This is a genomic window from Virgibacillus ihumii (assembly GCF_902726655.1).
Taxonomy (GTDB): Bacteria; Bacillota; Bacilli; order Bacillales; family Amphibacillaceae; genus Lentibacillus; species Lentibacillus ihumii.
This window is the reverse complement of sequence record NZ_CACVAN010000001.1, coordinates 2,537,371-2,551,742: the sequence shown is the minus strand read 5'-3', so window position 1 is coordinate 2,551,742 and position 14,372 is coordinate 2,537,371. Positions and strand designations below refer to the sequence as shown.

14 protein-coding genes and 1 pseudogene are annotated in these 14,372 nt (G+C 44.0%); 9 read left to right on the top strand and 6 right to left on the bottom strand.

Annotation, left to right across the window (positions count from 1 at the left end; translation table 11 throughout):
- Positions 1 to 3 precede the first annotated feature (3 nt).
- Positions 4 to 387 (top strand): PfkB family carbohydrate kinase, encoded by a 384-nt coding sequence (locus tag HUX68_RS19530; RefSeq protein WP_343033647.1) that lies wholly within the window; start codon positions 4 to 6, stop codon positions 385 to 387.
- A gap of 273 nt (positions 388 to 660) precedes the next feature.
- Here HUX68_RS19530 and HUX68_RS12290 read toward each other — a convergent pair whose 3' ends face one another.
- Positions 661 to 2,133, bottom strand: a complete 1,473-nt coding sequence (locus tag HUX68_RS12290; protein ID WP_174615111.1) for a glycine betaine uptake BCCT transporter — start codon at positions 2,131 to 2,133, stop codon at positions 661 to 663.
- Between the two features lie 205 nt (positions 2,134 to 2,338).
- Between HUX68_RS12290 and HUX68_RS12285 the strand changes: the two genes are divergently transcribed.
- On the top strand, positions 2,339 to 2,788 hold the full coding sequence (locus tag HUX68_RS12285) for a flavodoxin domain-containing protein (protein WP_174615110.1): 450 nt from the start codon (positions 2,339 to 2,341) through the stop codon (positions 2,786 to 2,788).
- Positions 2,789 to 3,041: 253 nt separating this feature from the next.
- Here the strand turns inward: HUX68_RS12285 and HUX68_RS12280 are convergent, their stop codons facing one another.
- From HUX68_RS12280 to HUX68_RS12260, 5 genes are all read right to left on the bottom strand, one after another.
- Positions 3,042 to 4,577, bottom strand: coding sequence for a solute symporter family protein (locus HUX68_RS12280; RefSeq protein WP_174615109.1), 1,536 nt, complete (start codon positions 4,575 to 4,577; stop codon positions 3,042 to 3,044).
- A complete protein-coding gene (locus HUX68_RS12275) occupies positions 4,574 to 4,930 on the bottom strand; it encodes a DUF485 domain-containing protein (protein ID WP_246206674.1) in 357 nt (118 codons plus the stop codon). The genes HUX68_RS12280 and HUX68_RS12275 overlap by 4 nt, the downstream gene beginning before the upstream one ends.
- A 204-nt stretch (positions 4,931 to 5,134) precedes the next feature.
- The gene (locus HUX68_RS12270; protein ID WP_174615108.1) at positions 5,135 to 5,893 is read right to left on the bottom strand and encodes a LytR/AlgR family response regulator transcription factor; all 759 of its coding nucleotides are present in this window, start codon (positions 5,891 to 5,893) and stop codon (positions 5,135 to 5,137) included.
- 7 nt (positions 5,894 to 5,900) lie between these two features.
- Positions 5,901 to 7,652: a LytS/YhcK type 5TM receptor domain-containing protein gene (locus HUX68_RS12265; protein WP_174615107.1), complete on the bottom strand. Its 1,752-nt coding sequence runs from the start codon at positions 7,650 to 7,652 to the stop codon at positions 5,901 to 5,903.
- Complete coding sequence (locus tag HUX68_RS12260; protein WP_217424816.1) at positions 7,649 to 9,193, bottom strand: solute symporter family protein; 1,545 nt, start codon at positions 9,191 to 9,193, stop codon at positions 7,649 to 7,651. The genes HUX68_RS12265 and HUX68_RS12260 overlap by 4 nt, the downstream gene beginning before the upstream one ends.
- A gap of 504 nt (positions 9,194 to 9,697) precedes the next feature.
- Here HUX68_RS12260 and HUX68_RS12255 point away from each other — a divergent pair.
- From HUX68_RS12255 to HUX68_RS12230, 7 genes and pseudogenes are all read left to right on the top strand, one after another.
- The gene (locus HUX68_RS12255; RefSeq protein WP_174615105.1) at positions 9,698 to 10,651 is read left to right on the top strand and encodes a nuclease-related domain-containing protein; all 954 of its coding nucleotides are present in this window, start codon (positions 9,698 to 9,700) and stop codon (positions 10,649 to 10,651) included.
- Positions 10,652 to 10,936: 285 nt separating this feature from the next.
- Positions 10,937 to 11,479: a DUF6773 family protein gene (locus tag HUX68_RS12250; protein WP_174615104.1), complete on the top strand. Its 543-nt coding sequence runs from the start codon at positions 10,937 to 10,939 to the stop codon at positions 11,477 to 11,479.
- Positions 11,466 to 11,663 (top strand): helix-turn-helix transcriptional regulator, encoded by a 198-nt coding sequence (locus HUX68_RS12245; RefSeq protein ID WP_174615103.1) that lies wholly within the window; start codon positions 11,466 to 11,468, stop codon positions 11,661 to 11,663. Before HUX68_RS12250 ends, HUX68_RS12245 begins: the two co-directional genes overlap by 14 nt.
- A gap of 19 nt (positions 11,664 to 11,682) precedes the next feature.
- On the top strand, positions 11,683 to 12,603 hold the full coding sequence (locus HUX68_RS12240; protein WP_174615102.1) for an ABC transporter ATP-binding protein: 921 nt from the start codon (positions 11,683 to 11,685) through the stop codon (positions 12,601 to 12,603).
- On the top strand, positions 12,603 to 13,553 hold the full coding sequence (locus HUX68_RS12235; protein WP_174615101.1) for an ABC transporter permease: 951 nt from the start codon (positions 12,603 to 12,605) through the stop codon (positions 13,551 to 13,553). The genes HUX68_RS12240 and HUX68_RS12235 overlap by 1 nt, the downstream gene beginning before the upstream one ends.
- Positions 13,549 to 13,713 (top strand): annotated as a pseudogene (locus tag HUX68_RS19610) (class I SAM-dependent methyltransferase); the annotation flags it as partial. The gene HUX68_RS12235 and the pseudogene HUX68_RS19610, both read left to right, overlap by 5 nt.
- Before the next feature lie 91 nt (positions 13,714 to 13,804).
- Positions 13,805 to 14,362 carry a DEAD/DEAH box helicase family protein gene (locus HUX68_RS12230; RefSeq protein WP_174615100.1) on the top strand — a complete coding sequence of 186 codons (558 nt, stop codon included), beginning with the start codon at positions 13,805 to 13,807 and terminating at the stop codon, positions 14,360 to 14,362.
- The last annotated feature ends 10 nt before the right edge of the window (positions 14,363 to 14,372 follow it).

Here is a 14,372-nt window from a genome sequence, read left to right as displayed (position 1 = left end):
TTTGTGTGCAGCGGCGGGGACCCCTCTCATTATAAATCCAGCGCCTGCTGCCAAGCTGCCTGTATCACGCCAAACGAAACCGAGGGAAAGCAATTATTTACAGACACTAGTGCATCCGTTCGTGAGCAATTGCACTCCAAGCTGGTTGTTACGAAAGGTCGGTCTGGTGTTTCGTATCAGGATAAGCTCATCCCGGCCTATACTGTGGAAGTACTTGATACGACTGGTGCAGGGGATGCGTTTAACGGGGCACTCACAGTTGCCCTGGCAGAAGGACAGGACGTTAGTGAGGTTATCCAGTTTGCCATGGAGCGGCTGCACTCGCTGTTCAAAAGGTTGGTGCACAGGAAGGAATGCCAATGCGAAAAGAACTGGACTCTTTTTTGACAGGAATTGACTGACCGTGAACGCGGGAGCGGCCTGTGAATCAGAAATGCCGATAGAAAAACAAAAATCGCCGATAGAACGTCATATTTTGCCGATAGGACAGTAATAATCGCCGTTAGATATGAATTTTCGCCGTTAGAATATAAAAATTCGCCGATAGATTTACTAAAGCAGCATAGCGAAAGCATTGCAGTTGCAGGCTCTAAGTCAATTTAAGCAACTTCAAAAAGCAGGTGTGATCCACACCTGCTTTGTCTGTATAAAACCCCACACTTATCCAATTTCCTTATTCAAAGCGCGGAAAAGCGCGATTACCATTAATATCATGACAAATGAAAACGGCAATGCCGCAATTATGATTGTATTTTGAATGGCAGTCAAACCGCCGACATACAACAGAATCAGTGCAACAGCTGATTGTGCAACTCCCCACACAATTTTAACCATGTTTGGCGGTTCCAGCGAGCCGTTCGTTGACTGCATGCCAAGCACAAATGTTGCCGAGTCGGCCGAAGTGATGAAAAATGATCCAATCAGCAGAATCGCGACAATGGATAAAATTATGGACATAGGCAGCTGATCAAACATATTGAACAAAACAAGCTCTGTCGCGTATTGTGTTAAGTCAATCCCGCTATTTTGCACATTGCCGGCAGTTGTTCCAAAAGCGGCGAACCAAATGGAGACGATCAGTGTCGGCAAAATCAGTACACCGGTAATAAATTGCCGGATGGTCCGTCCGCGGGAAATACGTGCGATGAACATTCCGACAAATGGCGCCCAGGAAATCCACCATGCCCAATAGAAGATGGTCCAGCTGTCGAGCCACGTTCGGTTATCGCCTTCCAGTGGGGCGGTGCGGAAGCTCATCTGGATGATATTTTGAAAATAAAGGCCGAACGTTTCCGTGAACATGTTCAGAATCAGCAATGTTGGCCCGACAACCAGCACGACAATCAATAAGATTACTGCCAGCACCATATTCGCGTTGGATAAGTACTTTATTCCTTTACTTAACCCCGACCAGGCTGATATCAAAAACAAAATGGTCACGATGGCGATAATGAAAAATTGTGATGTAAATCCTACTTCAAAACCAAATAAATGTGACAGTCCGCCATTGATTTGTACGGCGCCAAAACCAAGCGATGTTGCAACACCGAATACAGTCGCAAAAACTGCCAATACATCAATGAGCACACCGAGCGGCCCGTTCATTTTTTCACCGAACAGCGGTTTCAATGTTGCGGAGATAAGCCCGGGTTCATCTTTTCGGAATTGGAAGAAAGCTAATGAAAGTGCCGTAACGCCATACATTGCCCAAACATGCAGCCCCCAGTGGAAATAGGCGTAAGACAGCCCTTGCTTGAATGCCTTATTCGATCCTTCTTCTGCCAGTGGTGCGTTGGACATGTAATGAAAGAGAGGTTCGGCAGCACCATAAAACACCAGGCCAATACCCATTCCTGCAGAGAAAAGCATGGCAACCCATGAACCTGTTGAGAAATCAGGCTTTTCGTGGTCTTTGCCTAATCGGATTCTGCCATATGGACTGATTGCAACAAAAATTGCGATGATAACCAGGGCGGATAGTAACAGCATATAGTACCACCCGAATGATGTTGCGACAAAGGCTTTGATGTTTCCGGTTAATGTTTCAAACTTTTCCGGGAATGCGACCCCAAGCGTAACCGCAATTACTACCAGAAACAGTGTAATGTAAAATACTTTCGAGATGTTTTTCATGATGCCCCCAATAAAAATTTTAGACATAATTACGGTATTTAACATTACCAAATTTCCCATGGCAATGCAATTTTGTTGTGTATTTTTTAGTAAGTGGATTTGGTTTCAAAAAACATTCATGAAATGGAGTATTGTATAATTGAAAATCATTCTCATTTCAACGTATAATATAGATGTACTCATGATTCAGGGGAGATGTTTGTTAATGACAAAAGTTTTAGTTATATATGCAAGTATGACCGGAAGTACCGAGATGATGGCAGAAGCGATGTGTGATCATATCCGTGAACTCGGACATGAAGCAGATCTAAAGTCATTTGATTTTGAACCGCTCGACAGTGTACAGGATATGCTTGCGTATGATGGAATTTTGATTGGTTCTTATACGTGGGACGATGATTTGCCATTTGAAGTGGAAGATTTTTATGATGAGCTGGATAATGTGAACCTGAGCGGAAAATTGATTGGTGTGTTCGGATCGTGTGATTCTTTCTATCCGGTATACGGTGCAGCACTTGAAACCATTGCGAATAAGGTTTCAGAACGCGGTGCGGCATTATATGGTGACAAGCTGAAAATTGAACTTGAGCCGGATAATAAAGATATTGAAACGTGCAAGCAGTTTGCGGAAGGATTGCTGCAGAAAATTTCATAAACAAAAAAAGAGGCTGGGACAAAAAGTGATTTATCAAAAGAAAAAACGAATTAAATGGTGGACTCAGCCGCTCCGGAAATATACTTCGCTTTCCGCGGGCGGCTGTTGAGCCCTCCTCGTGCTTACGCACTGCGGGGTCTCATCTAGGCCTGTCCTCCCGCAGGAGTCTACGTATATTTCCTCCGCTAGGCTCTAATATTGTTCGTTTTTTGTATTACATTTTTTGATTTGTCCCAGCCTCAATGTGTTTTTCCTACTCCGCTTCCCGAAAGCCTGTATTCGCTTTTACCTTTACTTTGGCATAACGTTTTGAGTTTGCTTCTTTGGATAAAACGGTTCCGAGATATCCACCGAGGAATCCCAGCGGTACAGATACCAATGCCGGATTTGACAACGGGAAGAGCGGGTCACCGGTAAATAGTGCTGCGCCTTCAACCGGAGAGAATACGCTCGGGCTGATGGATACAAGGATCAATGCCGAGAATAAACCGGTCAGCATTGCAGTGACAGCGCCAGATGTGTTGAATTTTTTCCAGTACACGGTATACAGAATGACTGGCAGATTGGCGCTTGCTGCGATACAGAAAGCCAGTGATACCAGAAATGCCACATTTAAATATTGTGCGAACAGTGCCAGGATGATTGCCAATACAGATACTGCAAGTGAAGCATATTTTGCTGCCATCATTTGCTCTTTATCTGAAGCCTTGCCTTTTTTTATAATCTGTCCGTACAGATCATGTGCGAAGGCTGATGCGCCGGAAAGTACCAGCCCGGCCACAACTGCCAGTATGGTAGCAAATGCAACCGCCGAAATGAACGCGAACAATATGTCGCCGCCAAGTGCTTGTGCAAGCAGTGGCGCAGCCATGTTACCGCCCGGGTTTGCCGCCAGAATGTTCGCCTCCCCGACAAACGCGGCCGCTCCAAAGCCGAGAAATAATGTAAGTATATAGAAAATACCAATGACCCATGTTGCAGTAATGACGGAACTTCTTGCTGTTTTCGCGTCTTTAACGGTAAAAAAGCGCATCAGGATATGCGGCAAACCGGCAGTTCCGAGTACAAGCGCAATCATCAGCGAAATGGTACCCAATGGATCAGTATATTTTAATCCTGGTTTCAAATAATCAGCACCATTACTTGTAACTGTTTTAACTTCGCTGAACATATATCCGATATTAAAATTGAACTTCATTAATACGAGGAACGAGATAATAACCATTCCGGCCATGAGCAGAACTGCTTTGACAATCTGTACCCAGCTTGTCGCAATCATCCCGCCGAACAGAACATAGATGGTCATCATGACACCAACAATCAGAACAGCAATCCAATATGGTATATCAAATAACAGCTGGATTAGCGCGCCTGCCCCAACAAGCTGAGCAATCATGTAAAAGACAGAAATCGTGATGGTGCTTAATGCGGCAGTTCCGCGAACTTTTTTGGCATCAAACCGAGCCTTCAGCATATCGGCAAGCGTATATTTTCCAAGGTTACGCAATGGTTCGGCAACGAGAAACAACACGACCAGATAGGCGATCAGAAAGCCGATGCTGTAAAAGAATCCGTCAAAGCCGTAAAGTGCAATCGCCCCGGCGATTCCCAGGAAAGATGCTGCAGATAAATAATCGCCCGCTATTGCGACCCCGTTCTGCCAGCCTTTCAGTCCACCACCGGCAGTATAGAAGTCGGTCGTTGTCTGTGTTTGTTTTGCAGCCCAATACGTAATTAAAAGTGTCAGAATAACAATTGCCAAAAACAGGACGACTACTGTTGTATTCATGAAGCACGCCCCTCTCGCTTAAGCTGTTCATCGATAATTTCATCTGCCTGTTTATCAAAAGTTGCTGCTTTTTTTACATAAACGGTGCACAATACCCATGTCATCACAAATTGTGCGACGGCAAACAGCCATACCCAGGAAATGTCACCGATTACCGGTGTGTTCAGGAATGTTGTATAGGACGTTAAAATCGGAAGTAAAAAATAAAAGACGAGAAAAAAGACGGTCATTGGTACGATAAATTTCTTTCTGTCCTGCATGAGCTTTTTGAACTTGTCACTTTGCTCCACCTTTTCAAAATCTATCTGTTCACTCGAGATGACGTTTTGTTTGTAATGCGTTTCTTTACTCAAAAAAATCCCCTCCCTTTTAAAATGAATATGATTTGTTTTCCGGCTGCCCAACAGAAATACTAGGTTGTAGTTCCTTTTTTACATGAATCACCACCAAATGAAAACGCTTTCTATTTAGTATACGTGAATAAAGAAGCTGGCAGTGTGTTTTCGGCTAAACGGTCGCATCTGGTGTTTGAATTGTATAAATTTAAGGATTAATGGTTATGTTTTAAAAATTTCAAGCAAGACCTTTCTGGCAGCCCGACTGACCGGTATCGTTGTGTGGTTATGATCTGTAAGTGTGATGTTGCTCGTGCCGTTAAACCAGGGAGTGATTTCCCGAATATAATCCAGATTGACCAGGTAGCTGCGATGTGTTCGGAAAAAGGATTCCCCCTTAAGCTTATTCTCCAGTTCATTTAATGTCATCCTGCTTTCGATGACATCATCCTTGGTGTGAATTTCAAGCACCCGTTTTGACGGAACAGCATAATAAATGGACTCCGGAGAAATCACAACCATACGCTCACCATCATCGATGAGCAGTTTTCCGCCTGGTGAGGGCTCTTTTTCTGGCATGTCTTGCTCCATCGTTCCGTCCAGTTGAGCTATCATTTTCCGGACACGCTTCATTGTTTTCTGGAAGCGGGATTCATCATATGGCTTTAACAGGTAATCCACTGCCTCGACTTCAAAGGCGTCGACGGCGTACGTATCAAACGCCGTTGTGAAAATAAATAACGGCTTTTGGATATAGGCAAGGTCTGCTATCTTTTTGGCGGCTTCAACCCCGGATATGCCGGGCATTTGTACGTCCAGGAAAATGATATCCGGTTCATGCTTCACGTATAAGTTAATTAACTGTTCGCCTGTTTGGGCACTGGGGCAGACAGTCACGTCCGGTTCTTTGTCCAGTAAATAGGAAAGTTCCTCCCGGGCCAACTGTTCATCTTCTGCTATCATCGCATGCAAATTCTTCATTTTATAATCAACCTTTCCTGACATCCTGATTTGGGATCGTTAATGCAACTTCACTGCCGCCATTTTTCAGATTTCGGATACGGAGTTTTGCCTCTTCACCAAGCAAGCTGATCAGCCGCTGGTTTACATTGTATAAGCCCGCCCCTTTATTTTTCCGGCTCTTCAATGAGGTTTGCCCGCCCAGCAGCAAAATTTCTTCCGGAAAACCAATCCCGTTGTCTCTGACAACTATTTGAAGTGAGTTTTCGGCTTTTTCAATGGACACGGTTACTTTTCCACCCGAAGTGATGTTCCGAAGTCCGTGCTGTACACTGTTTTCAACCAGTGGCTGAATGGTCGATGGCGGAATTTGAACGTGTGAAATGTCTTCTGCCGCTGAAAAGGAAATTTCCATTTGGCTGGAAAACCGTGTCTGGATAATGGCAATATAAGCATTGACATGTTCACACTCCTTCTCCATCGTGACGAGTGATTCTGAAACAAGACCAATGTTGAACCTCATAAATTGGGCCAGCTGAACAGTTATGTGCCGTGCCTTTTCCGGATCCTTTCTGAATAACGCCGCGATCAGATGCAGTGTATTAAACAGGAAGTGCGGGTTAATTTGCGCCTGCAGGTTTCGGAGTTCCGTATCCCGCATATGCGTTCTCAGCTTTTCGGTGGCAATCGTGTTCAACTGGTTGGAGATCAGCTGTCCAAGCCCTTGTGCCAACATGATTTCCACGGGGCGGATATGCTGTGCTTTTTTAAAATAAAATTTAATCAATCCGGTTGCATTGTTTGCATCCATGATCGGAATGATGATTGCAGACTGCAATGGACAGTTATCTGTTTTACAGTCTATCTCCGTGTGTGAATAGGCGATCTGCATCTGTTTGGAGGTAAGGGCCTCATGTGAAAGGGACGTAATCAGACGGTTACCTGGACGATGGTGGTCCGCCCCGAGTCCTTTATGTGCCAATACTTCTTTCTGATCCGTTACCGAAACAGCTGCCAGTTTCAGCCGGCTATAGAGCAATTCAGCAATGCTGTCAGCCATTTCTTGTTGTGAATCTTTCTTTAGAAAAGGAAGTGCTTCCTCGGCAATTGTCAACGCTTGCTTCGTCGCCAGGGCAGCCTCGTTTTCCTGTTCACGCAATGCGATGCCGATCATCGCCGTGAAAATAGCGATCGCAATGGCATTTGAGAGCACAAGCGGCAGCCCGATGGCGTTTACAATCGCAATCATATTTTCCTGATCGGGTTCAAAGATTAACAGCAGCTGCATGTGTAAAACAGGAGGAAAAATACCAATGAACAAGGCTTTCAGTGGCGAAATAACCCGTTCCTGTGAAAAAAATCGTGCCGTCCACCCCGCCAGAAGACCGGTGAGCGGATTGACGAGCGCATTTGCCATCACGCCAATTCCACCGAGATAAAACAGGTGTGCACCCGCAATGATTCCTGCGCCAAGCCCGACAATTGGACCGCCAAGCAGCCCGGCAATGACGATGGCAACAAGACTCAGGCTGACAACCATCTGCCCTTCCTCAATCGACCAGACAAATTCACGAATGACGGTGGAATCACCGATGATTACTACCCCGGTGATTGTGCCGGTGATGCCAAACAGGCCGAATACACAAATGTGCACCAGCGACATCATTTTGCTGTACTCTCTGTATAACAATGAGCGAAAACCTGGAATGCGTGTCAATACAAATGCAATGACGAGCAAAAGGCCGAGCCGTTCAAATAAAACAATTGTCAAGTATGTCATGATGCTTCATCCTTTGTGCTGATTCCGGTTTGCGCTTTGATATAAAACTGTCTGAACTCCCGGTAGCTTTGTTCCGTATTTTTGCTGATTAAAGATCCCAGTACTGCACCGAGAAAACCAATTGGGATGGCAATGATTCCCGGGTTTTGCAATGGAAAAAGCGGTTCATTGGAAATCCATCCACCATCCGGGTTCATGATGTGCGGGCCGAACATAAGCAGCATAAGCGACGCAGTCATTCCGGCAACCATTCCGGCGATCGCTCCGGTCTGATTAAACCGTTTCCAATAAATCGTAAACAGCAGCACCGGCAAATTACTTGATGCCGCCACCGTAAACGTTAACGAGACAAGAAACGTAACGTTGATATTTTTCAATCCAAGCGCAAATAAGGTGGAAACCAGTCCGACGAAAAAAGCCGTCCATTTGGCTGCGCGCACCTGATTTTTTTCGCTTGTCTGCTCTTTTTTAATAATATGGTAGTAAAGGTCATGGGAAAAGGCAGTTGTTGCCGAGATGACCAAACCGGCAACGACAGCAACAATTGTTGTAAACGAAATGGCTGCAATAAATGCCATTAAAAAGTCACCACCAAGTGTTTCCGCCAGCAAAGGTGCTGCCAGATTCCCGGTCGGATCAACTGCAACAAGCTCGTGGTAGCCGATTAATGCAACCGTTCCGAGCCCAAGGATGAGCGTGATCAGATAGAAAGCACCAATAATCCCGCTCGCGGTCAATAACGATTTGCGCACTTCTTTTGTATTCCGGACAGTGAAGAAACGAATTAGAATATGCGGCAATCCCGCGGTCCCAAGAATAAGGGCCAGCTGCAGGGAAATTGCCTCCAACGGATTTTTTAGCAAATTGCCTGGCAGGAAAAAATTCTCTCTGAGAGGTGTGCCTTGTTTGACTGCTTCCGTCAATTGACCGATATCCCAGTCGAATTGGGCAAATACAATTAATGAAAGCAGAAAGGTCCCGGACAAAAGCACTACTGTTTTGACAATCTGTACCCAGGACGTGGCAAACATTCCGCCGAACACAACGTAAACCGTCATCAGGCTCCCGATTACAAGTACTGACGTTGAATATTCAATATCCAGCAGCAGACGAATTAACAATCCGGCTGCTACCAGCTGCGGAATAATATAGAGAATAGAAATAATAAATGTCCCAATCGCCATCATCCACCGCATCCGGTAACTCGGAAAACGCGAGCAAACAACATCTCCAAGCGAATAGTTGCCAAGATGATGGACCGGCTCGGCAATAAAAAATAGAACAATCAAGTAGGAAACGAGAAATCCGGTTGCATAGAGCAAACCATCAAAGCCACTAATCGCAATTGTCCCAACCATTCCCAAAAACGATGCTGCACTAATATAATCACCGGCAATCGCCATCCCGTTTTGAATCCCGGTCAGACTCCCCGCCGCTATATAAAACTGATTCGCAGTATTACTCTGCTTCGCCGCCCAATAGGTAATGATCAGCGTACACACGATAATACACAGGAAAAATAGAAAATATGTAAGATTCATCATCTCACCTTCTTCCGTCGTACTAATCACAATTATGGAAATTTTATTATAATAAATAGTACGCTAAACAGCGCTTTAAGTAAAGATTTGGGGGTGAAAAGAATGGGGATTGGTCTGACAAATTCACAACAGCGGGCAAATTTGTCTGCATAAATATTTTGCTGCACAGTATTTCTATTGTGACATGATCCCGCTGATAAAACGGGCAAAGCCGCTGATAAAAGTGCGGACCCCGCTGATAAAACGGGCAAGGCCGCTGATGAAAGTGCGGAACCCACTGATAAAACTGGCAAAACTGCCGATACAACATGGGATCCGCCGATGCCCTCCTGCATGCCGTCGAGGAAAATGTTCAACGCATCATCTTACATACCCGCTTGACGCGGGTGATGTTGTTTGAAAATTTCACCTTGCCATCCCCGCCTACAGTCACAATAATTCCACTTTCTCACAGAAATATAGTATTATAGTAAAAAACATAGAAAGGTAGTGGTAGTTTTGATATTGAAACCACTGGTAAAATCCCGATATATTTATCAGCTTGAGGCACTGGATAGACGAGTCAGCGAATTGCATCCTCAGAAAGAAAGGATTGGAAACAAACTCAGAAACGAGTTGACTGGTTTCAGGGGGGAGCAGGCATTGACATTTCCACTCGGTCTACTCCCCGAAACGGATTACGGTATCCTCCATAACCCCAGATTGGAAGACTCCAACAGTAATTTCTTTGAAATCGATGTGTTACTCCTCTCGCAATGTTATATCCTGTTACTTGAGTCCAAAAATTGGTACGGTATATTGTTATTTGATGAAGACAAACAGGTAATCCGTATAGGCGATTCCGGGGTGGAAGAAGGACTCCCAAACCCCATACCTCAAGTTAAACTACAAGCCCACCGCTTAAGGAAATGGTTAAATGAGCACGATTTTCCTCAAATTCCAATTCTTTATTTCGTTGTCATCAGTTTTCCTTCCACAATAATCAAGCCGATGTACCCGCACCGTCCCATCCCGGAAACAGTGATACACAGTAACCTCCTTCATTTCAATATCCAAAGATTAAACAGTCAATTTCAAACTCTAGTTGTTGATAAAAGTGGCATAAACAAGTTGAGTTCACTCATCTTAGAGAAGCATACCGATCCTGATATTGATGTATTAAACAAATTTCATGTTGAAAAAGATGAGCTGATACGAGGGGTGATCTGTCCAAACTGCAATGCAGTTCCAATGGTTCTGGATAACGGAAATTGGCATTGTAGCAGCTGCAACTTTTCATCCAGAGATGCACACCTTCTTTCGTTGTCTGATCGGAAGCTGTTGATCGGAGATAGAATCACAAATCGTGAAGCGAGGGAATTTTTAATAGTAAACTCTCAGCATCAAATAAAAAGATTATTGATGAGGGGACAATATCGTTTCATCGGGGATAAAAATAAACGGATATATATTTTATAACCACACCTCTTAAGAACCACCTTACTTTTGCGGTAGAAAACTATAAAAAGATACCGCGCTGTACAAAAGCCCGTATGCGCTGTATAAAAGCCCAATCGCGCTGTATATTGACCCTAAGCCGCTGTATAAAGCCCAAAAGGCGCTGTATCTAAGCCTAACCCCGCTGTATAAGGCCAGACAACCCAGCGTGTGACAATTATTTTTATTAAAATGCAATATATATATTGCAAAATGCCATCGGATGACATATAATAAACCTACGCATCAGGAATGGAGGAACACGATATGGGTTTTTTTCGTAAAAACAACATGAAAGATGAGCGGGTCACCAATCTTCAGAATAAAATTTTCAGGGAGATATATATCCTTGTCATTGCACTATGCATAATATCAGGGGCGATAAAAATATATTTGTATGGATCTGGACCGGATCGGCTTTATACTGAGATGGCAATTATATTCGTTACCAGCATTTATTATGCATTCCGGTCTGCAAGTCTGGGGATCTTTTCCGATGAAGTGGAGATGCACGACCGTAACAGCAAAATGTCTATGGAAAAGAAAATGCCGATAAAAGGCTTGCTTTTTGGTGTTGCCATTGCACTGTTTTTCGGGACGCGCAGTGCCATTTTATATGGTGAAAAAACCGGAACCCCTATTTTCACCTTTTTTCTGGTCATGTTCGTTTCCCTGATCATCTATGTGCCGTTTTTCATTCTGGCACTTGTAATCAGTCATTCGGTCATGAAAAAAAGAAGCGACAAAGCAGTGGAAAAGCAGCTGGATGACATGGATGATGAAGACGGTGGTTCCGATGAAAAATATTAAGTTGAAAATGGCCCGGGCGGAGCATGATTTATCACAGCAGGAACTTGCCGAACGGACAGGAGTTTCCAGGCAGACTATTGGTTTGATTGAGCTGGGAAAATACAACCCGACCCTGAGTCTGTGTCTATCAATCTGTAAAGCTTTGGGTAAAACGCTTGATGACCTGTTTTGGGATGAAAATTAATACGAGGGAGTGTTACACAGTGGAACCGGTTTTATCATTGAAAAATGTCCACAAGAAAATAGGCAGAAATCAAATTATTAATGATGTTTCATTTGACGTATATCCGGGTGAGATTTTTGGTTTTTTGGGACCGAATGGGGCAGGAAAAACAACCACTATCCGCATGATTGTCGGACTGACAAACGTTACGAAAGGTGACATTACTATCAGCGGGAAAAGTATCGTCCATGATTTTAAAAAGGCGATTGGGCATGTTGGCACGATTGTAGAGAATCCGGAAATGTATAAATACCTGACGGCTGAAAAGAATCTGATCCACTTTGGGCGCATGAGCGGCAATGTTACAAAAGAGGACATTGAAAAGCGGCTGGAACTTGTCAGGCTATCCCATGTGAAGAAGCAAAAGGTGCGCAAATTTTCGCTGGGCATGAAGCAGCGGCTGGGAATTGCGCAGGCGATGCTGCATAGTCCGGATGTGCTGATTTTGGATGAGCCGACAAATGGACTTGATCCTGCCGGGGTTAAGGAAATGCGGGATTATCTTCGGAGAGTCGCAAAAGAAGAGAATGTCGCCATTTTAATCTCCAGTCATCTTCTTTCCGAAATTGAATTAATCTGTGACCGCTTTGCCATTATTCAGGATGGCAAAATTGCCAAGGTCGAAAACGTGAAAGGAGATGCATCACAACCTGCCAGTACCAGTTTTTTCACACTGGAGGTTAATGAACGGGACAAGGCACAGGAACTGATTGCTGATAAATTTCCAGCTATTGACGTTCAGTTTTTGGATAAGAAACTTCGTCTGCAGGCAACAAAAGATCAGATGGGGGGAGTCATTACTTATCTGGTCGGAAATGAAATTATCGTCTATCAATCTATTTTGGAAAAACAGTCACTCGAAGATCGCTTTTTTGAAGTGACGAGTGGGGGTGTGTCATAATGTTTTTTAAGTTAATCCGCAATGAATGGATGAAATTGTTCAATAAAACGAGTACGTATGTTATGTGCGGACTGGTAATTCTGGGAATAGCTGCTACGGCAATATTTACGTTTTATAATCAGCAGAATGAAAAACTGCCTGGTGAGGAGCAGTGGCGGTCTGAACTGCAACAGGAAAATAAGGAGTTGGCTAAACAGGAAAAAGAAACAAACAATCACTACCTGGAAAGCCATGCGATAAATCAGCAGGCGATTAACGACTACCGGCTTGAACATGGGATTTCTCCGTATGAAGAGGAGAACGCCTGGACGTATATGGACACCAATATGAATCTGGTACAGCTGATTGGAGCATTTGTCATTATCGTTGGGGCATCGATTATTTCGCATGAATTTAAAAATGGTACGATTAAATTGCTGCTTGTCCGGTCAGCATCAAGAATTCAAATACTTGCCGCAAAATTTGTTACAGCGATTTTATTCGGGCTGTTTTTGCTGCTGTTGCTCTTTGTTTGTTCATTTGCAGTCGGGGGACTTTTATTCGGCTTTGATGGAGCGGCAACCCATCTGTCGGCAAGTGGCGGTGAAGTGTATGAATGGTCACGCACCCTGTACCTGGGAGTAAGCTATCTATCCAGCAGTGTAACATTGCTGATGCTTACAGCGCTTGCCTTTATGATCTCCAGTATTTTCAGAAGTGAGGCCATTGCTATCGCGGTTTCTATCGTGCTGTTGTTTATCGGATCAATGGCAACGAACATTCTTGCAATAGTCACTGACTTGGCAAAATATTCTCTGTTTGCCAATACGAATCTGAATTTGTATTTTGAAGGCGGGCCGATGGTTGAAGGAATGACATTACAATTCTCAATAATTATGCTGGTTATCTATCTGGCTTTGTTTTTGTCCTTGTCATTTATTATCTTTAAAAAGCGTGATGTCAGTATTTGAGGTGAATCTGCTTGAGTACTGTGATGAAAACGGCTAGTTTCATGACACGGACTGTGATATTAAAGACGGGGCCATTTTCCGTTCCAAAAAAATTGATCCAAGAAATCAGGGCGGTGCTTTCAGGGTTCCATCCTTGATTTTGGATGCGGTTAGACGGTAATGTATGGATAAAACTGGTGCATCCCCGGAAAAAATTAAGGACCAAATCAAAAGCTGGATTTCAACATAAACCGGCTGCAGGAGGGATACATATGAAGCTTGTCTTGTTGTTTGGCCCGCAGGCAGTTGGTAAGATGACAGTGGGACAGGAATTGGAAAAAATAACAGGCCTCAAACTGTTGCATAACCATATGACCATTGACTTGCTCGAACCGTTTTTCGGATTCAGCGAGGAGATGTGGCGCTTGTCAAACATGTTTCGCACGGAAATCTTTAAGACGGTTGCCAAAAGTGATTTGGAGGGCCTGATCTTCACCTTCGTCTGGGCATTAAACAGGCAAGAGGATTGGGATAGTGTTAAGGAGATGTGCGATATTTTTTCCGGTGCTGGCGCAGCGATTTACTTTGTTGAACTTGAGGCAGATGTTGATGAGCGGGTCAAACGAAATAATACCCCGAACAGATTGGAACACAAGCCGACAAAACGAAATGTGGCGTTTTCCGAAAAAGAACTGCTCCAATCGATGAAAAAAGAGCGATTTAATTCATTTGATGCTGAAATTGATTTTGAACATTACCTTCGAATGAACAATACCAATTTGAGCGCCAAGGAAACGGCGAGCATGATACTAGCAGAATTTAATTTGTAGTACCATTAAT

Coding starts and splice junctions, on each gene's coding strand:
- HUX68_RS12290 (WP_174615111.1), bottom strand. CDS start 2,133: ATGAAAAACATCTCGAAAGTATTTTACATTACACTGTTTCTGGTAGTA.
- HUX68_RS12285 (WP_174615110.1), top strand. CDS start 2,339: ATGACAAAAGTTTTAGTTATATATGCAAGTATGACCGGAAGTACCGAG.
- HUX68_RS12280 (WP_174615109.1), bottom strand. CDS start 4,577: ATGAATACAACAGTAGTCGTCCTGTTTTTGGCAATTGTTATTCTGACA.
- HUX68_RS12270 (WP_174615108.1), bottom strand. CDS start 5,893: ATGAAGAATTTGCATGCGATGATAGCAGAAGATGAACAGTTGGCCCGG.
- HUX68_RS12265 (WP_174615107.1), bottom strand. CDS start 7,652: ATGACATACTTGACAATTGTTTTATTTGAACGGCTCGGCCTTTTGCTC.
- HUX68_RS12260 (WP_217424816.1), bottom strand. CDS start 9,193: ATGAATCTTACATATTTTCTATTTTTCCTGTGTATTATCGTGTGTACG.
- HUX68_RS12250 (WP_174615104.1), top strand. CDS start 10,937: ATGGGTTTTTTTCGTAAAAACAACATGAAAGATGAGCGGGTCACCAAT.
- HUX68_RS12245 (WP_174615103.1), top strand. CDS start 11,466: ATGAAAAATATTAAGTTGAAAATGGCCCGGGCGGAGCATGATTTATCA.
- HUX68_RS12235 (WP_174615101.1), top strand. CDS start 12,603: ATGTTTTTTAAGTTAATCCGCAATGAATGGATGAAATTGTTCAATAAA.
- HUX68_RS12230 (WP_174615100.1), top strand. CDS start 13,805: ATGAAGCTTGTCTTGTTGTTTGGCCCGCAGGCAGTTGGTAAGATGACA.